Annotated in this window: 19 protein-coding genes; 10 read left to right on the top strand and 9 right to left on the bottom strand. The window is 72.2% G+C overall.

What is annotated here, in order from left to right:
• The first annotated feature begins 15 nt into the window (after positions 1 to 15).
• From OG753_RS09580 to OG753_RS09565, 4 genes are all read left to right on the top strand, one after another.
• The gene (locus OG753_RS09580; RefSeq protein WP_327261388.1) at positions 16 to 777 is read left to right on the top strand and encodes an SDR family oxidoreductase; all 762 of its coding nucleotides are present in this window, start codon (positions 16 to 18) and stop codon (positions 775 to 777) included.
• A gap of 152 nt (positions 778 to 929) precedes the next feature.
• Positions 930 to 2,513: an ABC transporter substrate-binding protein gene (locus OG753_RS09575; RefSeq protein WP_327261387.1), complete on the top strand. Its 1,584-nt coding sequence runs from the start codon at positions 930 to 932 to the stop codon at positions 2,511 to 2,513.
• 124 nt (positions 2,514 to 2,637) lie between these two features.
• Positions 2,638 to 3,306, top strand: a complete 669-nt coding sequence (locus OG753_RS09570) for a uracil-DNA glycosylase (RefSeq protein WP_327266689.1) — start codon at positions 2,638 to 2,640, stop codon at positions 3,304 to 3,306.
• A 95-nt stretch (positions 3,307 to 3,401) separates the two neighbouring features.
• Positions 3,402 to 3,992: a hypothetical protein gene (locus OG753_RS09565; protein WP_405792592.1), complete on the top strand. Its 591-nt coding sequence runs from the start codon at positions 3,402 to 3,404 to the stop codon at positions 3,990 to 3,992.
• 45 nt (positions 3,993 to 4,037) lie between these two features.
• Here the strand turns inward: OG753_RS09565 and OG753_RS09560 are convergent, their stop codons facing one another.
• Together OG753_RS09560 and OG753_RS09555 are read right to left on the bottom strand one after the other, a co-directional pair.
• Positions 4,038 to 4,577, bottom strand: coding sequence for a hypothetical protein (locus OG753_RS09560; RefSeq protein ID WP_405788085.1), 540 nt, complete (start codon positions 4,575 to 4,577; stop codon positions 4,038 to 4,040).
• A 176-nt stretch (positions 4,578 to 4,753) separates the two neighbouring features.
• Positions 4,754 to 5,278 carry a DinB family protein gene (locus OG753_RS09555; RefSeq protein ID WP_327261385.1) on the bottom strand — a complete coding sequence of 175 codons (525 nt, stop codon included), beginning with the start codon at positions 5,276 to 5,278 and terminating at the stop codon, positions 4,754 to 4,756.
• A gap of 83 nt (positions 5,279 to 5,361) precedes the next feature.
• Between OG753_RS09555 and OG753_RS09550 the strand changes: the two genes are divergently transcribed.
• Positions 5,362 to 6,267, top strand: coding sequence for a Gfo/Idh/MocA family oxidoreductase (locus OG753_RS09550; RefSeq protein WP_327261384.1), 906 nt, complete (start codon positions 5,362 to 5,364; stop codon positions 6,265 to 6,267).
• On the opposite strand, the gene lnt is transcribed toward OG753_RS09550, so the two are convergent.
• The 5 genes from lnt to OG753_RS09525 all read right to left on the bottom strand — a co-directional run bounded on the left by lnt (position 6,212) and on the right by OG753_RS09525 (position 10,403).
• Positions 6,212 to 7,780 (bottom strand): apolipoprotein N-acyltransferase, encoded by a 1,569-nt coding sequence (gene lnt / locus OG753_RS09545; protein ID WP_405788083.1) that lies wholly within the window; start codon positions 7,778 to 7,780, stop codon positions 6,212 to 6,214. The two genes, OG753_RS09550 and lnt, sit on opposite strands and share 56 nt — an antisense overlap.
• Positions 7,781 to 7,919: 139 nt before the next feature.
• Entirely contained in the window at positions 7,920 to 8,387 is a 468-nt protein-coding gene (locus tag OG753_RS09540; RefSeq protein WP_327261382.1) for a nuclear transport factor 2 family protein, read from the bottom strand.
• Positions 8,388 to 8,456: 69 nt separating this feature from the next.
• Positions 8,457 to 8,633, bottom strand: a complete 177-nt coding sequence (locus OG753_RS09535; protein ID WP_199920758.1) for a hypothetical protein — start codon at positions 8,631 to 8,633, stop codon at positions 8,457 to 8,459.
• Between the two features lie 114 nt (positions 8,634 to 8,747).
• Positions 8,748 to 9,626 (bottom strand): undecaprenyl-diphosphate phosphatase, encoded by an 879-nt coding sequence (locus tag OG753_RS09530; RefSeq protein ID WP_327261381.1) that lies wholly within the window; start codon positions 9,624 to 9,626, stop codon positions 8,748 to 8,750.
• A 48-nt stretch (positions 9,627 to 9,674) separates the two neighbouring features.
• On the bottom strand, positions 9,675 to 10,403 hold the full coding sequence (locus tag OG753_RS09525) for a VTT domain-containing protein (RefSeq protein ID WP_327261380.1): 729 nt from the start codon (positions 10,401 to 10,403) through the stop codon (positions 9,675 to 9,677).
• Positions 10,404 to 10,452: 49 nt separating this feature from the next.
• Here OG753_RS09525 and OG753_RS09520 point away from each other — a divergent pair, with 49 nt between their 5' ends.
• The 4 genes from OG753_RS09520 (at position 10,453) to OG753_RS09505 (ending at position 14,594) form a co-directional block, all read left to right on the top strand.
• Positions 10,453 to 11,169 carry a DNA alkylation repair protein gene (locus OG753_RS09520; protein WP_405788081.1) on the top strand — a complete coding sequence of 239 codons (717 nt, stop codon included), beginning with the start codon at positions 10,453 to 10,455 and terminating at the stop codon, positions 11,167 to 11,169.
• Between the two features lie 287 nt (positions 11,170 to 11,456).
• Complete coding sequence (tuf, locus tag OG753_RS09515) at positions 11,457 to 12,638, top strand: elongation factor Tu (protein ID WP_327261377.1); 1,182 nt, start codon at positions 11,457 to 11,459, stop codon at positions 12,636 to 12,638.
• A 154-nt stretch (positions 12,639 to 12,792) separates the two neighbouring features.
• Complete coding sequence (locus OG753_RS09510; protein WP_405788079.1) at positions 12,793 to 13,647, top strand: patatin-like phospholipase family protein; 855 nt, start codon at positions 12,793 to 12,795, stop codon at positions 13,645 to 13,647.
• Between the two features lie 155 nt (positions 13,648 to 13,802).
• The gene (locus tag OG753_RS09505; protein ID WP_405792590.1) at positions 13,803 to 14,594 is read left to right on the top strand and encodes a spermidine synthase; all 792 of its coding nucleotides are present in this window, start codon (positions 13,803 to 13,805) and stop codon (positions 14,592 to 14,594) included.
• A 75-nt stretch (positions 14,595 to 14,669) separates the two neighbouring features.
• On the opposite strand, the gene OG753_RS09500 is transcribed toward OG753_RS09505, so the two are convergent.
• On the bottom strand, positions 14,670 to 16,031 hold the full coding sequence (locus tag OG753_RS09500; RefSeq protein ID WP_405788077.1) for an MFS transporter: 1,362 nt from the start codon (positions 16,029 to 16,031) through the stop codon (positions 14,670 to 14,672).
• A 69-nt stretch (positions 16,032 to 16,100) separates the two neighbouring features.
• Positions 16,101 to 17,117 carry a hypothetical protein gene (locus OG753_RS09495; RefSeq protein ID WP_327261374.1) on the bottom strand — a complete coding sequence of 339 codons (1,017 nt, stop codon included), beginning with the start codon at positions 17,115 to 17,117 and terminating at the stop codon, positions 16,101 to 16,103.
• A 96-nt stretch (positions 17,118 to 17,213) separates the two neighbouring features.
• Here OG753_RS09495 and OG753_RS09490 point away from each other — a divergent pair, with 96 nt between their 5' ends.
• Positions 17,214 to 17,666 carry a DUF4442 domain-containing protein gene (locus OG753_RS09490; protein ID WP_327261373.1) on the top strand — a complete coding sequence of 151 codons (453 nt, stop codon included), beginning with the start codon at positions 17,214 to 17,216 and terminating at the stop codon, positions 17,664 to 17,666.
• Positions 17,667 to 17,881: the final 215 nt, after the last annotated feature.

The following is a 17,881-nucleotide window of genomic DNA, read 5'->3' as shown; positions in this document are numbered from 1 at the left end:
AGGCAGGGCGCAGACATGACGTACAGCGGTATCGACAGCGGCAGGGTCGCACTGATCACCGGAGCGAGCCGGGGCATCGGCTACGGCATCGCGGAGGCGCTGGTCGCCCGCGGTGACCGGCTCTGCATCACCGGGCGCAACGAGGAGGCCCTCAAGGAGGCCGTCGAGCGCCTCGGTGCGGACCGGGTGATCGGGGTCGCCGGCAAGGCGCACGACGAGGCCCACCAGGCCATCGCCGTCGAGCGCACGATGGAGGCCTTCGGCCGCGTCGACTTCCTGGTGAACAACGCGGGCACGAATCCGGTCTTCGGGCCCATCGCGGACCTGGACCTCGGGGTCGCGCGGAAGGTCTTCGAGACCAACGTGATCTCGGCGCTCGGCTTCGCCCAGCGGACCTGGCACGCGTGGCAGAAGGACAACGGCGGGGCGATCGTGAACATCGCCTCCATCGCCGGCGTCTCCGCCTCGCCCTTCATCGGCGCGTACGGGATGAGCAAGGCCGCCATGGTCAACCTCACCCTCCAGCTCGCGCACGAGATGGCGCCCGGGGTCCGGGTGAACGCGATCGCCCCCGCGGTGGTCAGGACGAAGTTCGCGCAGGCGCTCTACGAGGGCCGCGAGCAGGAGGCCGCGGCGGCCTATCCGCTCGGCCGGCTGGGGCTCCCGGAGGACATCGGCGGGGCGGCGGCCTTCCTCACATCTGCACAAGCGGAATGGATCACCGGGCAAACTCTCGTCGTCGATGGCGGGATGTTCCTCAATGCCGGGGTCCACTGACCGATAATCGGACGAATTTGCCTCCAAAAGGGAGGTGAATGCGTACCGAATATGCACGGAACCGGTCAAGTGCCTCACGAAACCAACCCATTGGATTCGTGGGGCACTGCGGTAGGGTCTGCCGCACCCCTGGCTGATCGAGGAGCGTGCACGTGTTCAACCGGACCAGATGCCTGCAGATCACTGCGGCCCTTGCGTCCATATCCCTGCTCGCCGGATGCGGCCTGCTGTCGGAGGACGACGGCGACGATAAGAAGAGGATCGTTGTCGGTACCACGAGCGCACCGAGCACCCTCGATCCCGCGGCTGCGTGGGACGGCTCCTGGGAGCTGTACCGGAACGTCTACCAGACCCTGCTGGCCTTCCCGACGGGTTCCAGCAAGCCCCAGCCGGACGCGGCCCAGAGCTGCGAATTCACCGACGCGGCGAGCCAGGCCTACCGGTGCACCCTGCGCAAGGGCCTGAAGTTCTCCAACGGCGAGCCGCTCGACGCCAAGGCGGTCAAGCACTCCCTCGACCGGATCAGGACCATCGGCTCCAAGGTCGGCCCGAAGGACCTCTTCGGCACCCTCGACAAGATCGAGACCCCGGACGCGGCGACGGTCGTCTTCCACCTGAACACCTCGGACGCCACCTTCCCCTACGTCCTCGGCTCGCCCGCGGCCTCCCTCGTCGCGCCCAAGGACTACCCGGCCGACAAGGTCCGCGAGGGCGACAAGATCACCGGGTCGGGCCCGTACGTGCTCGACTCGTACAAGGAGGGCGCCGAGGCGGTCCTCACCAAGAACCCGAACTACACCGGCTTCGCCGACCGGCGTAACAACGGGGTGACCATCCGCTACTTCGCGGACTCCCCGAAGATGGTCTCGGCGCTGAAGTCCAAGGAGGTCGACGCCACCTACCGAGGCCTGACGGCCGCGGAGATCACGGACCTCCAGACCCCCGCGGCCCAGGCCCAGGGCGTCCAGGTCGTCGAGAACGTCGGCGCCGAGATCCGCTACCTGGTCTTCAACCCCAAGGACCAGACGGTCGCCAAGCTCGCGGTCCGCCAGGCCATCGCCCAGATCGTCGACCGCGGCGCGCTCGTCTCCAAGGTCTACCAGGGCACCGCCGAGCCGCTGTACTCGATGGTCCCCAAGGGCGTCGTCGGCCACAAGACGCCCTTCTACGACAAGTACGGCGCCGCGGACGTCGCCAAGGCCCGCAAGATCCTCAAGGACGCCGGGATCACCACGCCCGTCGACCTGACCTTCTGGTACACCACCGACCGGTACGGTTCGTCCACCGCCGACGAGTTCACCGAGCTCAAGCGGCAGCTGGACGAGAGCAACCTCTTCCGGATCACCCTGCGCAGCCAGCCCTGGAAGACCTTCCAGACCGGCTACAAGAGCGGCGAGTACCCGATCTTCGGCCGTGGCTGGTTCCCCGACTTCCCGGACCCGGACAACTTCATCGCACCGTTCGTCGGCAAGGAGAACGCGGTCGGCACCGCGTACGAGGCCAACGAGATCCTGACCGAGCTGCTGCCCAAGTCGCGCCGCGAGAGCGACCGCTCGGCCGGCGTCCAGCAGTTCGAGCGGGCGCAGCAGATCTTCGCCGACGACGTCCGGCTGCTGCCCCTGTGGCAGGGCAAGCTGCACGTCGCGGCACGTGAGGACATCGCGGGCTCCGAGCGTGCGCTGGACCCGCAGACCGTCATGCAGATGTGGGAGTTCTACCGCAAGACCAGCTGGTAGTACCGGCACCGGTGCGTCGGCCGCCCTGGGCGGCCGACGCATTGTCAGTGGGCCCCGGTAGGTTCTGGAGCAGTTGCACGAGCAGTTGCACCAACTTGTACCGGAGGTTGTCGCCGTGACCCAGATGCTGCCCGAGTCCTGGCTCCCCGTCCTCGGCGGAGAGCTGGACCAGCCCTACTTCAAAGAGCTCACCGAGTTCGTCGAGAAGGAACGGGCGAACGGGCCGGTCTACCCGCCCCGCGAGCAGGTGTTCGCGGCCCTGGAGGCCACTCCCTTCGACCGGGTGAAGGTGCTCGTCCTCGGCCAGGACCCGTACCACGGCGCCGGCCAGGGCCACGGCCTGTGCTTCTCCGTGCAGCCCGGGGTCAAGACCCCGCCCTCGCTGCGCAACATCTACAAGGAGATGAAGGAGGAGCTCGGTCTGCCGGTCCCGGACAACGGATACCTGATGCCGTGGGCCGAGCAGGGAGTCCTGCTGCTCAACGCGGTGCTCACGGTCCGGGAGGCCGAGCCCAATTCGCACAAGGGCAAGGGCTGGGAGAAGTTCACCGACGCCGTGATCCGCGCGGTGTCCGAGCGGCCCGACCCGGCCGTCTTCGTCCTGTGGGGCGCGTACGCCCAGAAGAAGCTCCCGCTGATCGACGAGGAGCGGCACGTGGTCGTCAAGGGCGCCCACCCCTCCCCGCTGTCGGCCAAGAAGTTCTTCGGGTCCCGGCCCTTCACGCAGATCGACGAGGCCATCGCCGCCCAGGGCCATGAGCCGATCGACTGGCGGATTCCCGACCTCGGCTGACCTCCCACCGCGCCTGGGCGCCATTGCCGGTACCTCCGGCTAGCTTCTTGATGATCAGACCGGAGCAGGTCTGGCAGAGCAAGCCGGAGGCCGTCGTGACGGAGCAGCAGGAGGCGTCGGAAGACGCCGTCATGACCAGGATCGGCCAGGCGGTCATCCTTCTGCACGCCGGGGACCGCGAGGAGGCCCGCAACCGGCTCGGCCAGATCTGGTCCGAGATCGGCGAGGAGGGGGACTCCCTCCACAGGTGCACCCTGGCCCACTACATGGCCGACGCCCAGGACGACCCGGCCGATGAGCTGGCCTGGGACCTGCGGGCCCTGACCGCCGCGGCCGACGTACCGGCCGACGTACCGGGTGACGGGCCGGGGACCTGGCCGCCCGGGGAGGGACGGCCCGGGGACGGATGGTCCGGCGACGACCGGCCCGTGCAGCGGGAGCCGCATCCGGCGATGCGCGCGTTCTACCCGTCCCTGCACCTGAGCCTGGCCGCCGACTACGTGAAACTGCAGCGGCCCGAGGCGGCCCGGGTCCACCTGGCGCGGGCCCGCGCGGCCACCGGCGACCTGTCCGACGACGGGTACGGGAACGGCGTACGGGCGGCCATCGCACGGCTGGAGCGGCGCCTGGCCGCGGAACCGGGATCCGGAGCCGGACCCCGGCCTTTCCCCGAGCAGTCTCCGTAGACCGTCGTCCCCGGACCGCACCGGGCCCGCGCCGCCGCCGGGCGGTCAGTCCGCGTGCACGCCCGCGCAGATCCGGGCCTCCGGGCTGTCGGGGTGCCAGCGGCCGTGCCGGCGGCCCAGCGCGCACACGTCGGCCGGCCGCACCGGCAGCTTGCGCACCAGCTCACGCTCCACCTCGGCATCGGGACGCGCGCGCTGCGGACGGCCGTCCGGCCGCCCGGACGCGCGCTCAGCGGCCCGCCGCGGCTCCGGGATGTCCGGGACCGGCGGCGCCTCCTGCGCGAGCCCGCCCGCGCCGCCCGCTGTGGGGCGCTGTGCGGACCGCTGGGCGGGTGCGGGGGCCGCCGGGGCCGCAGGCCGCTCCGGGGCGGTCTCCACCGCCTCCAGCGCCTCCAGGGCGGGCGCCCGTACGACCACGGGGGCGGCCCCCGGCCCACCGCGCGGCTCGTGGCGGGGTGGTACCCCGGCGGCGGGGGTCCCCGCCGGCCGCGCGGGTCCGGGGCTCACATTCACACAGCCGGAGACCGCCGAGACGGCGCAGACGACTCCGAGCAGCAGCTTTGTCGTGGTTCGGGTTGGATGCACTCGCGCAACTCTGCTGTGCGAGGACCCCGTTGCGAAAACCCGGAGCGGATATTCACCCCGCACGGGTGACGGCCACACCCGCCGGATCGTCCCCTCGGGACCGGTCCACGACCTGGTGCTGTGACCGGAAAGGTCCACCGGGTCGCGGCGCCCGGCACACCTTTCCGGCCACAGCACTAGTCGCCGGTGGCACCGTCTATCTGCTCGCGCACCAGGTCGGCGTGACCGTTGTGACGCGCGTACTCCTCGATCATGTGGGTGTACACCCAGCGCAGGCTGAACACCTCGCCGCGGTGGTGGCTCCCTGCCTCGGACACCAGGTCCAGCGAACGGCCCGCGACGGCCTGGCGCGCCAGTTCGACCTCGGTCTGCCAGACCTGCTCGGCCTCGGCCCAGGTGGCCTTCTCGGTGAAGTGGAAATCGCCGTCCGGGTCGTCGCCCGTGCAGTACAGCTCGGGGAGGTCCTCGCCCAGGATGATCTCCCGGAACCAGTAGCGCTCCACCTCCGCCATGTGCCGTACGAGGCCGAGGAGGCTCAACTCGGAGGGCGCGAGCGGGGTGCGGCGCAGCTGTTCGTCCTGGAGCCCCTCGCACTTCCATACAAGGGTGGCGCGGTGGTAGTCGAGCCAGCCGTCCAGCATCTCCCGCTCGTCGGCGGTGGTGGCGGGTTCGTTGCGATGTGATCCAGAACTGGTGGTCATGGGCTCATCCTCGGCGAACGAGGCCCCCGCCACCAGGGATTAAGCTGCGGGAATCCCACAAGGAACGAACCTGGAGGCGCCCGGTGAAGGTCGGCTGCATCGGACTCGGCGACATCGCGCAGAAGGCGTACCTGCCCGTCCTCACCACCCGCCCGGGCATCGAGCTGCACCTGCAGACCCGTAACCCCGACACCCTGGAGCGGGTCGGCGCGACCCACCACGTCCCGGCCGCCCGCCGGCACACCGATCTCGACGCCCTGCTCGCCGAGGGGCTCGACGCGGCCTTCGTGCACGCCGCGACCGTGGCCCACCCCGAGATCGTCACACGGCTGCTGGAGGCCGGCGTGCCGACGTACGTGGACAAGCCGCTCGCCTACGGGATCGCGCAGTCGCGGCAGTTGGTGGAAAGGGCCGAGGAGCTCGGGGTCGGCCTCGCCGTCGGCTTCAACCGCCGCTTCGCGCCCGGCTACGCGCAGTGCGCCGACCACGCCCGCGAGCTGATCGTCATGCAGAAGAACCGGGTCGGGCTGCCCGAGGACCCGCGGACCCTGGTCCTGGACGACTTCATCCACGTCGTCGACACCCTGCGGTTCCTGCTTCCCGGCGAGGCCGACCACTTCGACGTCCGGGCGGTGGTGCGCGAGGGGCTGATGCACCAGGTGGTGCTCCAGCTGTCCGGTGCGGGCTTCACCGCCCTCGGCATCATGAACCGCCTGTCAGGCTCCACCGAGGAGATCCTGGAGGTCTCCGGCCGCGACACCAAGCGGCAGGTCGTCAACCTCGCCGAGGTCATCGACCACAAGGGCCAGCCGACCGTGCGGCGCCGCGGGGACTGGGTCCCGGTCGCCCGCCAGCGCGGCATCGAGCAGATCGTCGACCACTTCCTGGACGCCGTCGCGGCGGGCACCACGCTCAGCGCCCGCGACGCGCTGCTCACCCACGAGCTGTGCGAGAAGGTGGTGGGCTCGGCTCTGGAGCAGGCCTCCTGAGCGACCGGCCGCCCGCCACCGCGCAGTACACCGCGAGGGCGGCGAGGGAGGCGGCCACCGGCCAGTCACCGAAGCGGACATAGGGGGTCGTGCCCCGGGCGAGCGGGACCTCGTACACCGCCGCCGTGCTCGCGGAGGTGGGCAGGGCGGCGCCGATCCGCGCGCCGGACGGGCCGTTCACCACACTGATGCCCGTCAGGGTGGCGTGCACCATCGGCCGGCCGTTCTCGGCGGCCCGCAGCGCGGCGAGGGAGGCGTGCTGGGCCGGGGCCCAGCTCTCCTGGAACGAGGAGGTCGCCGACTGGGCGACGAGCAGGGAGGCCCCGTCGCGGGTCAGGCGCCGGCTCATGTCGGGGAAGGCCGACTCGAAGCAGACCAGTGGGCCGACGCGGACGTCGGCGGGCCCGTCCGCCCGCCCGGGCAGGTCCATGACCACCGGGGTGTCGCCGCGCACGCGGTCCTCGCCCGCCGCCCGGCCGACCGAGGTGGCCCAGCCGAACAGCGCACGGGCCGGCACGTACTCGCCGAAGGGGACGAGCCGCATCTTGTCGTACCGGTCGCCGGTGAGCCCCTGAGGTCCCACGAGCACCGCGCTCTTCTGGATCCCGGGGCGGTCCGCCCGCCGCGCGTCCACGTTCACCAGCAGCGGAGCCCCCACCTCCGCCGACAGCGCGGCCAGCCGCCGGGCCAGGTCCGGGCGGGCCGTCAGGTCCGCGCCGACGCTGCTCTCGCCCCACACCACCAGGTCGACCCGCTGCCCGGCCAGCGGCCGGGTCAGCCGCTCACCGAGATCGAACCGCCGCTCCGCACTGTCCGGGCCGTCCGGCACCGGTCCCGGCTGTACGACCGCCACGCGCAGCGTGCCCGTCTCCGCGGGCCGCGCCGCCCAGACCCACACCACCCCCGTCAGCACCACGCAGCCGGTCACCCCCGCCACCGCCGGGATCCGCGCTCCCGGCACCGCGATCAGCAGCACCAGCGCACAGTTCACCGCCACCACCAGCAGGCTGACCAGCCATACCCCGCCCACCGAGGCCAGCCGCAGCGCGGGCGTCACCTGCCACTGGCTCGCCCCCAGCAGGCCCCACGGCCCGCCCAGCCCCTGCCAGGACCGGACCAGCTCCGACAGCAGCCACCCCGCAGGCACGAGGACGAGCGCGCACCAGGCCCGGCCCGCGGCCGGGACCCCGCCGAGGAGCTCCCGCACCAGGAGTGCCCAGGGGATCCAGAGCAGCCCGAGCAGCGCGGCCACCGGGAGCAGGAACACGTGCAGGCTGGGCAGCAGCCAGTGGTGGACGGCCAGGATGAACCCGGCGCCGCCCAGCCAGCCCTCCAGGGCCGCCCGCCGTCCGGTGGGGGCAGACCGCAGCAGCAGCATCCAGGGCACGAGGGCGACGTAGGCGAACCACCAGAGGGCGGGGGCGGGGAAGGCGAGGGCGGGCAGTGCCCCGGCGGCGAGCGCGGCGGGCGCGCGCCATCGAGGGGACCACCACCCCTTGGGCATCGTGATCATGGCGCGCCTCCGCTTCCAGTGTGGCAGTGCAGGACGTCCGGGCCGAGCCGGGCGGGTCCGATCCGGTCACGGCCGGGGGCGGGCCCGTCCGGGACGAGAGCGGCCGGGCCCGTCCCGGGCCGGACCGGGCCCGCCCGGATCACACCGAGATGTGCCGCCACTTCTCGTGCACGGTGACGCGCGTGAGCCTCCAGCCGTCGCGGGTGCGCGCCAGTGCGAAGGTGTAGCGCCCGGCGGCGACGAAGTTGGGCGAGGTGAGCGCGGCGTCGGAGTCCGGACCCGCCAGCCGCATCGGATTGAGGAAGTCCGCCCCCACCTCGGCGCTGTCGCCGGGCGACCCGCCCAGGTCCTCGAGGCGGATCAGCCGGTTGACGATCAGGTGCTGGCGCACCGGGAAGAGCGTCATGGTCTGCGCCAGCCAGTCCGCGACCTCCGCGACCGACCCCTCGATCCCGCCCGCCGAGCTGTAGTCGGCCCTCCCGCCGGCGGTGAACAGGGCCCGGTAGGCGGCCCAGTCACCGTCGTCGACAGCCACCGCATAGCCCGAGACCACCTCGTCGATCGCCAGCCGGTCCATTACCGTCGCGAGATCCACACGCTGAGTCATCGGGTCAGTGTGGGGCTGCGCGGACGCGAGGCCAAGGGCCGTGCGCCCACCGGATCTTCCCGCGGCCGGTCAGTGACCGGAACGGGACTCCCGCTGCCGGACCACGACGAGGAACGCGTCACTGTCCATATCCATGACCACCTCGGCCGGCACGCCCTCGCGCATCCGCTGCGCCGCATACTCCTCGGCGGGCCAGCTTCCCCTCGGACTTCCGGCGGGAAACCGCTCCAGCACCACTCGACCCATGGGACACCCCCTGCTTCTTGCCTTCCGCTCTCTTCAGGGACAACGACGCGCAGGCCGCCCGGGAACGTTCCCGAGCGGCCTGCGGTTCACGCGAAGTGGTGGAATTGGGCTCCGCTACGAGCCGGACTCACCTGCGTGCGGGCTCAGCACGTCCGTGCCGATCAGCACGAACAGCAGGATGCCCAGGAGGATCCGGTAGATCACGAAGGGCATGAAGCTCTTGGTCGAGATGAACTTCATGAACCACGCGATCACGGCGTAGCCCACGAAGAAGGCGATGACCGTCGCGAAGATCGTCGGACCCCAGGAGATGTGGCCCGGGTTCTCCATCACGTCCTTGATCTCGAACGCTCCCGAGGCCAGTACCGCCGGGATCGCGAGGAGGAAGGAGTAGCGGGCCGCGGCCTCGCGGGTGAAGCCGAGCAGCAGACCGCCGGAGATCGTCGCGCCGGACCGGGAGACGCCCGGGATCAGGGCCATCGCCTGGCAGAGACCGAAGATCAGGCCGTCCTTCACGCCCAGCTGCTGGAGCGTCTTGCGCTCGCGGATCGCCCGGTGCCGGCCGCCCTCCTCGTCGCGGGCGGCCAGCCGGTCGGCGATGCCGAGCACGATGCCCATGAGGATCAGGGTGGTGGCCGTCAGCCGCAGGTCGCGGGCCGGGCCCACGATCGCGTCCTTGAAGACCAGACCGAGCACGCCGATCGGAATCGAGCCGACGATCACCAGCCAGCCCATCTTGGCGTCCTGCTCGGAGCGCAGCTCCTTGGTGTACAGGGAGCGGAACCAGGTGGAGATGATCCGCGCGATGTCCTTGCGGAAGTAGATCAGCACGGCGGCCTCGGTGCCGATCTGGGTGATCGCGGTGAAGGCCGCTCCTGGGTCGTGCCAGCCGGCGAACGCCGCGGTCAGCCGCAGGTGGGCGCTGGAGGAGATCGGGAGGAACTCCGTAAGCCCCTGGACGAGACCGAGGATTAGGGATTCGAACCAGCTCATGTCGGGGTGCGCTCGTCCTTGTGATCGTCGGGCAGTTCGCGTCCGATGCTAGGGCCCGTGCGAAGCGCCCATGACCACAGGGGGGTGCTGAAGCGTCAGTTCGGGCACCTGATCCTGGGTTCGAGGGGGTGCCAGGCGGTGCCGCTTGCGCCACGCGACGACTCCTGCGCCCACCACGGAGACCACGATGAAGCCGAACGAGACGAGGAACGCGGGCGATCCGGGGGAGGAGGCACTGGCGCCCGCGATCACGTACGCGGTCGTGTTCGGGACGACGCCGATCGCCGTGGCGAGGAGGAAGGGGCCCCAGCCGCAGCGGGACACCGAGGCGCAGTAGTTGGCCACGACGAACGGCACTCCGGGGAAGAGCCGGACGGCGAGCATCGAGCGGAAACCGTGCCGGCTGAGCTGGCCGTCGGCCGCCTCGAGCCAGCGCCCGCGCAGCAACGGCCGCAAAGCCTCCTGGCCCATGATCCGGCCCAGCCCGAAGGCGATACCGGCGCCGAGCACCGTCCCGCCGACCGCCGCCACGAGGCCGAACTGGGTGCCGAAGACGGCTCCCGCGGCCAGATTGAGCAGGGGGCGCGGCACGAAGGCCGACACGCACACGCCGTACGCGGCTGCGAACAGCAGGACCGCGGTGCCCACCGGGAGCCCCGGGGGCCAGCCCTCCGAGAGGATGCGCTGGGGCTCGTACAGCAGCACGCACACGCCGGCCGCCACGAGCAGCACGACGAGCAGCGACAGCCGGGTCCACGGCGCCAGGAGGAGGGACATCCCGGGAGAGTAGCCGACGTATGCGGCGTCGCGCCGTAATCTGGGCCTCATGCTGTCGAACGGCGAGCGACCCCCGGAGGTTCCCCGCAGCGACCTCGCGGACACCCTGCTGGAGCGGCTGACGGGGACGTACGCGCCGGCGGCCGACCCCGAGCGGGCCCGGGCCATGGCCGCCTACATGAAGGACGTCGCACCCTTCCTCGGCATCCCCACCCCGCAGCGCCGGGAACTGTCGAGGACAGTGACCAAGGACACTCCGAAGCCCTCCGGGACGGACTGCGCGGCGCTCGCACTGCGCTGCTGGCTCCTCCCGGAGCGCGAGTACCACTACTTCGCGGTGGACTACCTGCGCCGCCACGTCGCGCGCTGCTCCTCCGGCCTCCTGCCGGTGGTCCGCCACCTCATCGTCACCGTCCCCTGGTGGGACACCGTCGACCTGCTGGCCGCGCACACGGCCGGACCGCTGGTCGCCGCGGACCCGGGGCTCGCGGCCGTGATGGACGAGTGGATCGAGGACGAGAACCTCTGGCTCGCCCGCACCGCCCTGCTCCACCAGCTCCGCTTCAAGTCCGCCACCGACACCGGGCGGCTCTTCGGCTACTGCCGACGGCAGGCCGGCCATCCGGACTTCTTCCTGCGCAAGGCGATCGGCTGGGCCCTGCGGGAGTATGCGAAGACGGACCCGGGCGCCGTGCGCGCCTTCGTCGAGGCCGAACGCGACACGCTGTCCCCGCTGTCCGTGCGCGAGGCGCTCAAGCACCTCTGACCGCGCGGCGGTTCAGCGGTAATTCATTCGACGCGCCCCGGAGCGTCCGGCAGGATCAGGGGCATGAACCGGTACGCCTTCCTCGCAGCGCCGTCCGCAGTCGCGGACGCGCCGAAGGCTGCCGCAGTCGAAGGTGCATCCGTCTTCGCAGCGTTCTTCGCACCTGTCTCCGCCGCATTCGACGGCGCACGAAGCTGACCCTTCCCGGATCGTCCGGCGGACCCCGCAGGGGGAGGGTCGGCTCGCTTCCGGGGTCCCGTTCCAGCTTCAAGACACGGGAATGAATCATGGCCAAGACGGCCTTCGTGCGCACCAAGCCGCACCTCAACATCGGCACCATGGGTCACGTCGACCACGGCAAGACCACCCTCACCGCCGCCATCACCAAGGTCCTCGCCGCGAGCGGCGGCGCCTCCTTCGTCCCGTTCGACCGCATCGACCGGGCGCCCGAGGAGTCCCGGCGCGGCATCACCATCAACCTCACGCACGTCGAGTACGAGACCGACACCCGGCACTACGCCCACGTGGACATGCCAGGTCACGCCGACTACATCAAGAACATGGTCACGGGCGCCGCCCAACTCGACGGGGCGATCCTCGTCGTCTCCGCGCTCGACGGGGTCATGCCACAAACCGCCGAGCACGTGCTCCTCGCCCGGCAGGTCGGCGTCGACCACATCGTGGTGGCGCTCAACAAGGCCGACGCCGGGGACCCCGAGCTGACCGACCTGGTCGAGCTGGAGGTCCGCGAGCTACTCACCGCGCACGGTTACGGCGGTGACGCCGCGCCGGTCGTACGGGTCTCCGGACTCGGCGCGCTGGAGGGCGACCCGCGGTGGACGCAGGCGATCCAGGCGCTGCTGGACGCGGTGGACACGTACGTGCCGACCCCGGTGCGCTACACGGACGCGCCGTTCCTGCTGCCGGTGGAGAACGTGCTGACCATCACCGGGCGCGGGACCGTCGTGACCGGCGCCGTCGAGCGGGGCACCGTCCGACTCGGGGACCGCGTGGCGGTCCTCGGCGGCGACGGCGAGCCCGTCGAGACGGTCGTCACCGGGCTGGAGACCTTCGGCAAGCCGATGGAGTCCGCCGAGGCCGGGGACAACGTCGCGCTGCTGCTGCGCGGAGTGCCGCGCGACGGCGTGCGCCGCGGGCACGTGGTGGCCGCGCCCGGCAGCGTGACGCCGCAGCGCCGGTTCACGGCGCAGGTGTACGTGCTCTCCGGGCGCGAGGGAGGGCGTACGACGCCGGTCGCCAGCGGCTACCGGCCGCAGTTCTACATCCGCACCGCCGACGTGGTGGGGGACGTGGACCTGGGCGGGGCCGCCGTGGCCCGGCCCGGGGAGACGGTCACGATGACCGTCGAGCTCGGCCGGGACGTCCCGCTGGAGTCGGGGCTCGGCTTCGCGATCCGTGAGGGCGGGCGGACCGTAGGTGCGGGGACGGTGACGGCCGTACTGGGGTGATCCGGGCCCGACCGGGTCTTCTGGGCCCGGTCCGGGGCCGGCCCCGGACCGACGAGGCTCTTGTGCGGGTCCGATACGGACCCCTCTGTGGTGACGGTGGCCCGGCTGCGCCAGACTGCCGTCACCACAGGCATGAGCGGAGGGGCGGGCGGAGATGGGCGGCGACACGGCACTGGTGCTCGGCGGCGGGGGACTGACCGGTATCGGCTGGGAGTGCGGAATCCTGTACGGGCTCGCCCGCGCGGGAGTGGACCTCACCACCGCGGACCTGGTCGTCGGCACCTCGGCCGGTTCGGTGGTCGGGGCCCAGCTGACCTCCGGACTGCTCACCGCGCAGGAACTGTACGAGCGCCAGCTCGGGGACCCGGTCGGCGAGGCCGTGGCGAAGCTGGGGGCCGGGCTCATAGCCCGCTACGCGGTCGCGATGGCGCGCTCGCGCTCCGCCACGGCCTACCGGCAGCGGGTCGGCGCCCTGGCGCTGGCCGCGGACACCGGCGCGGAGGCGGAGCGGCGCAAGGTCCTGGCCGCCCGGCTGGTCTCGCACGAGTGGCCGGAGCGGCGGCTCGTCGTCACGGCGGTGGACGCGCTCAGCGGTGAGCTCAAGGCGTTCGAACGGGGCGGCGGCGGCGGGCTCGTCGACGCGGTCTCGGCGAGCTGCGCGGTGCCGGGGGTGTGGCCGCCGGTGACGGTCGGCGGCCGCCGCTTCATCGACGGCGGAATCCGCTCGGCCACCAATGCCGACCTGGCTGCCGGTTATGGACGTGTGGTGATCCTCGCCCCGATGTCGCTCGGCTCCGGGCTGGTACCCAGCCCGTCGGCGCAGGCCGCCCGGCTGCGGGAGGCGGGTGCGCGGGTGCTGCTGATCACCCCGTCGTCGGCCGCCCGCAAGGTGTTCGGGCGCAACGTGCTGGATCCGGCACGGCGGGACCCGGCGGCTCGGGCGGGCCTGGCGCAGGCCGAGGAGCACGCCCGGGAGGCTGCTGCGCTCTGGTCGGCCGACGCGGCCTGAGGTGTCTGTGGTGCCTGTGGTGCCTGCCCGAAGGGATGGGCCCGGGGCCGCCCGGAGGCCGCCCGAAGCCCGCGTGGCCCCTGCCGGACAATGGAGCGGTGAGCGACGAACAGATCCCGGTCGTCCGGGACGTGGGCCAGGGCACCGCCAAGCTGATGCCGGACGTGGACCGGGACCGGGCGTGGCTGCTGACCGTCGACGGGGCCCCGCAGTCGTATGTGGACCTCGACGATCCGCAGCACCTGGAATTCGAGTACGTACGCCGCCTCGCGCACGTCCTGGACTGCGTCGCCGGGCCGGGTCTCGCGCTGGACGTCCTGCACCTCGGCGGGGGCGCGCTCACCCTGCCGCGCTATGCCGCGGCGACCCGGCCAGGATCCCGCCAGAGCGTCGTCGAGTTCGACGCGGGCCTGGTCGAGCTGGTGGCCGAGCACCTGCCGCTGCCGGAGGAATCCGGGGTCACGGTGCACACGGCCGATGCCCGGGCCTGGCTGGAGGCGGCGCCCGCCGACAGCGTGGACGTGGTGGTGGCCGATGTGTTCGGCGGCTCGCGGGTGCCGGCGCAGCTGACGTCGGTGGAGTACGCGCGGGCGGCCGCGCGGGTGCTGCGGCCCGGCGGGCTGTACGCGGCGAACCTCGCCGACGGGGCGCCCTTCGACTTCCTGCGGGCGCAGGTGGCGAACTTCGCGGAGGCGTTCGGTGAGCTGGCGCTGATCGCCGAGCCGGCGGTGCTGCGGGGGAGGCGCTTCGGGAACGCCGTGCTGCTGACCTCCGACGCCCCGCTGGAGGTGGGCGCGCTGGCCCGGCGGTGCGCGTCCGACGCGTTTCCCGCCAGGGTGGAGTACGGGGACGGGCTGAGCCGGTTCAGGAAGGGGGCGGTGCCCGTGGCCGATGCGGACGCGGCCCCCTCCCCGGCGCCGCCGGAGGGCGCGTTCAGCCTGGGCTGATCCGCCGGCGCCGACCGCTGCGTCAGGGCCGGGCAGAGCGCAGGGACGGGCGATGCGTCAGGAACGGGTGCTGCGTCAGGGACCGGCCGGGTCGGCGGGGGACGGCGCCGGATCGGCCGGAGCCCGGGCCGGGCCGACCGGTGCGGGGTCCGCAGGCGTCGGGATCTGACCGGCCGGCGCGAGGGTCTTGCCGTGGGACCTGCGGGTCATGCGGCGGACGTCCGGGACCAGCAGCACGAGGGCGGTGGGCAGGACGACCAGGAGCGCGCAGCCCCACAGGGCCTGGGTGCGTCCGAAGGCCGATTCGGCCGGCCCGGCGAGGGCGGTGGCCAGCGGGAGCATCGACACCGAGCCGAACCAGTCGTAGGCCGTGACCCGGGAGAACTTCTCCTCCGGGATCTCCTGGTGCATGGCGGTCATCCAGTTCACGCCGAACACCTCTATCGCGGCGCCGCTGATGAACATCACCACGCACAGCCCCCACACGGGCAGCGGCACGGCCAGTCCCGCCGAGGGCAGCGCCAGCGGGAACACGCACAGGGTGCCGACCAGCAGCAGCCGGCGCGGTTTCCACGCGATCATCAGGACCGCCCCGGCGATGGTGCCGACCCCGAAGAGGGCCAGGGCCACGCCCCAGGGCGCGGGCCCGCCCAGTTGGTCCCGGGCGACCAGAGGTCCGTAGACCGCGTCGGCGGCGCCCACGACGGCGACCACGACGGAGAACTGGAGCACGATGCTCCACAGCCAGGGGCGGGTGCGGACCTCCACCCAGCCCTCGCGCAGATCGGACAGCAGGCCGCCGCCGGGGGCCCGGTCGGGGACGTGGCTGACGTCGAGGAAGGCGCGCAGGGCGCCGGCGACCGCGAAGGCCGCCGCGTCGGCCGCCAGGACCCAGCCCGGTCCCATCGCGGCGATCATCGCTCCGCCGAGGGCGGCGCCGCCGATGCCGGCGCCGTTCATCGCCATGCGGAAGAGGGCGAAGGCACGGTTGGCGTGTTCGCCGGAGACCGTGGACAGCAGCATGCCCTCGGCCGCGGGGTTGAAGAAGGCGGTGCCGGTGCCGCACAGGGCGGTCAGCAGCATCATCTGCCACAGCTGGGGATCGCCGGTGAGGACGAGGAGGGCGAAGGCGGCCTGCGAGAGGCAGTTGAGGGTGTTGGCCGCGACCATCACGCGGTGGCGGGGCACCCGGTCGGCGACCGCGCCGCCGATGAGCAGGAAGAGTACGAGCGGCAGCGTGCGGGCGGCCGCGACCAGACCGACGTCGCCGCCGGATCCGCCGGCCTCCATCACCGCGAAGGCGGCCGCGATGAGCGCCCCGTGGCTCCCCAGGTTCGTCACGATCGCCGCACCCGTGAGCAGGCTGTAGTTGCGTCCGGCCCAGGCGGGGCGGCGGCTTGCGGGTGTACGGGGTGCTGCGGTGCGGGGAGAGCTCACCCCCGGACTATCCCCGTCCCGGGCCGAGAATCCAAACGGATCTCCGACCCGGGACACGGGACGCGGGGATCACGGGGTGGTGAGCCGGACGGAGCTGAGGATCTTGTCGTAGACGTCGGCCTGGACCTCTTCCTTCACACCGGACGCGCTGATGAGCGCGAAGCTGGCGAAGTCACCGACGGTGTTCTTGAAGGCGAAGCCGATCGCCTTGCCGTCGGTGGAGCACTTGTGCTCCTTCTTCACGTTCGCAGCGGTAGCCACCACGGTGTGGCCCTTGAGGCCGGAGGCGGACGTGAACTCCTTGGGGTCGGTCACCTTGACCGTTCCCTTGGGCTCCTTCTGCGCGAACGCGGCCCAGGCCCAGGTGCCGGTGTTGTCGTGCGCCGCCTGACCGGTGTCCTTGGCGCCCTGGGCACCCTTGACGCCGGCGTCGGCGATCGAGAACTTCTCGACGCGGCCGTCCGCGTTCTTGTCGACCGTGCACCACTCTCCCTTGAAGGTGGCGGTCCCGCTCATGGTGATGACGGGGCTGCCGTCCTTCTTCACCTCGTCCTCGTAGAAGAGGGACACTCCGGATTCGTTGACGTTCCACTCGGGGGGCACGTCGTAGGCGACGCCGTACTTCGTGTTGACGACGACCTTCCAGCCCGGGATGACGGGCTGGGCGCTGCCGCCGGCCCGCGGGTTCGCGCTGCTGCCGGCCGGGGCGGGTGCGTCGGAGACCGGCGCCGAGGAGCTGGCCGCCGGCGGCTTGTCGTTGGCCTCGGTGTTCTTGTCGTCCCGGGTCAGGACGAACGCGCCGGTCCCGGCGGCCGCCACGACGACCGCGGCCGCGGCGACGATGGCCACGGTCTTCGTCGAGTACGGGCTCCCACCGCCGCCCTGGGGCTGCTGGGGCATCTGGGGCTGGCCCCACTGCTGGCCGGGAACGGCCTGCGGCGGCTGGTACCCCGGCTGCTGCGGGTATCCGTAGCCGGGCTGCTGCTGGTACGGGTTCGGCTGCCCCGGCTGCTGCTGGTACGGGTTCTGTTGCGCGTCCTGAGGGTTCTGTTCGCCCCCGGGCGGCTGCTGCTGTCCTGGCCACATGGCCGGTAACGATAGTGGCCGTGACCGCGAGGAGCCACGGCCACCCCCTGGCAAGCTCTGGCCAACGAGGACTACCCGCGGGTAACATCGCGTTTCATGAGCGCAGATCAGATGAACGTGGGCGAACTGCTCGCCGCGACGGTGCCGATGGCCCGGACCCTGAACCTCCAGTTCTTGGAGACCACCCCCGAGCGCGCGGTCGTCCGGCTCCCGGACCAGCCCGACTACCACAACCACGTCGGCGGCCCGCACGCCGGCGCCATGTTCACCCTCGCCGAGTCCGCGAGCGGCGCGATTGTCCTGGCCGCCTTCGGCGACCAGCTCTCGCGCGCCGTGCCGCTCGCCGTCAGGGCCGAGATCGGCTACAAGAAGCTCGCCAAGGGCGTCGTCACCGCCACCGCCACCCTCGGCCGCCCGGCCGCGGAGGTCGTCGCCGAACTCGATGCCGGCGGCCGCCCCGAGTTCCCGGTCACCATCGCCATCCAGCGCGAGGACGAGGCCGTGACGGGCGAGATGACTGTCATCTGGACCCTGCGCCCCAACGCGTAGCGACCGGCGAGCGCCGTACGGCAAGCAGCGCGTCCACTGGCCGGTACCCCCTGGAGTCCGTCGCACGACGACGGAGGGAGCGCCCGTAGCCGCGGTCGCCCGGCGCGACGCCGACGGCGCAGCGCCGCTGCCGGAGGGCTGAACCTGGGCGCCGCGGTGGCGCGCCCCGGCGGACCCGGCGGGCGTACGGAGCACAGTGGGCGCGGGAGCGGTCC

It is taken from the genome of Streptomyces sp. NBC_00029, from assembly GCF_045160505.1.
Lineage (GTDB): Bacteria > Actinomycetota > Actinomycetes > Streptomycetales > Streptomycetaceae > Streptomyces.
Note: the sequence above shows the minus strand (reverse complement) of the source record. Positions and strands in the feature narration are given on the sequence as shown.

Excerpts from the sequence above, each read along its gene's own strand:
- OG753_RS09495 (WP_327261374.1), bottom strand. The coding sequence starts at position 17,117 with ATGTGGCCAGGACAGCAGCAGCCGCCCGGGGGCGAACAGAACCCTCAG.
- OG753_RS09520 (WP_405788081.1), top strand. The coding sequence starts at position 10,453 with ATGCTGTCGAACGGCGAGCGACCCCCGGAGGTTCCCCGCAGCGACCTC.
- OG753_RS09510 (WP_405788079.1), top strand. The coding sequence starts at position 12,793 with ATGGGCGGCGACACGGCACTGGTGCTCGGCGGCGGGGGACTGACCGGT.
- OG753_RS09580 (WP_327261388.1), top strand. The coding sequence starts at position 16 with ATGACGTACAGCGGTATCGACAGCGGCAGGGTCGCACTGATCACCGGA.
- lnt (WP_405788083.1), bottom strand. The coding sequence starts at position 7,780 with ATGATCACGATGCCCAAGGGGTGGTGGTCCCCTCGATGGCGCGCGCCC.
- OG753_RS09540 (WP_327261382.1), bottom strand. The coding sequence starts at position 8,387 with ATGACTCAGCGTGTGGATCTCGCGACGGTAATGGACCGGCTGGCGATC.
- OG753_RS09490 (WP_327261373.1), top strand. The coding sequence starts at position 17,214 with ATGAGCGCAGATCAGATGAACGTGGGCGAACTGCTCGCCGCGACGGTG.
- tuf (WP_327261377.1), top strand. The coding sequence starts at position 11,457 with ATGGCCAAGACGGCCTTCGTGCGCACCAAGCCGCACCTCAACATCGGC.
- OG753_RS09525 (WP_327261380.1), bottom strand. The coding sequence starts at position 10,403 with ATGTCCCTCCTCCTGGCGCCGTGGACCCGGCTGTCGCTGCTCGTCGTG.
- OG753_RS09570 (WP_327266689.1), top strand. The coding sequence starts at position 2,638 with ATGCTGCCCGAGTCCTGGCTCCCCGTCCTCGGCGGAGAGCTGGACCAG.
- OG753_RS09535 (WP_199920758.1), bottom strand. The coding sequence starts at position 8,633 with ATGGGTCGAGTGGTGCTGGAGCGGTTTCCCGCCGGAAGTCCGAGGGGA.
- OG753_RS09555 (WP_327261385.1), bottom strand. The coding sequence starts at position 5,278 with ATGACCACCAGTTCTGGATCACATCGCAACGAACCCGCCACCACCGCC.
- OG753_RS09530 (WP_327261381.1), bottom strand. The coding sequence starts at position 9,626 with ATGAGCTGGTTCGAATCCCTAATCCTCGGTCTCGTCCAGGGGCTTACG.
- OG753_RS09505 (WP_405792590.1), top strand. The coding sequence starts at position 13,803 with ATGCCGGACGTGGACCGGGACCGGGCGTGGCTGCTGACCGTCGACGGG.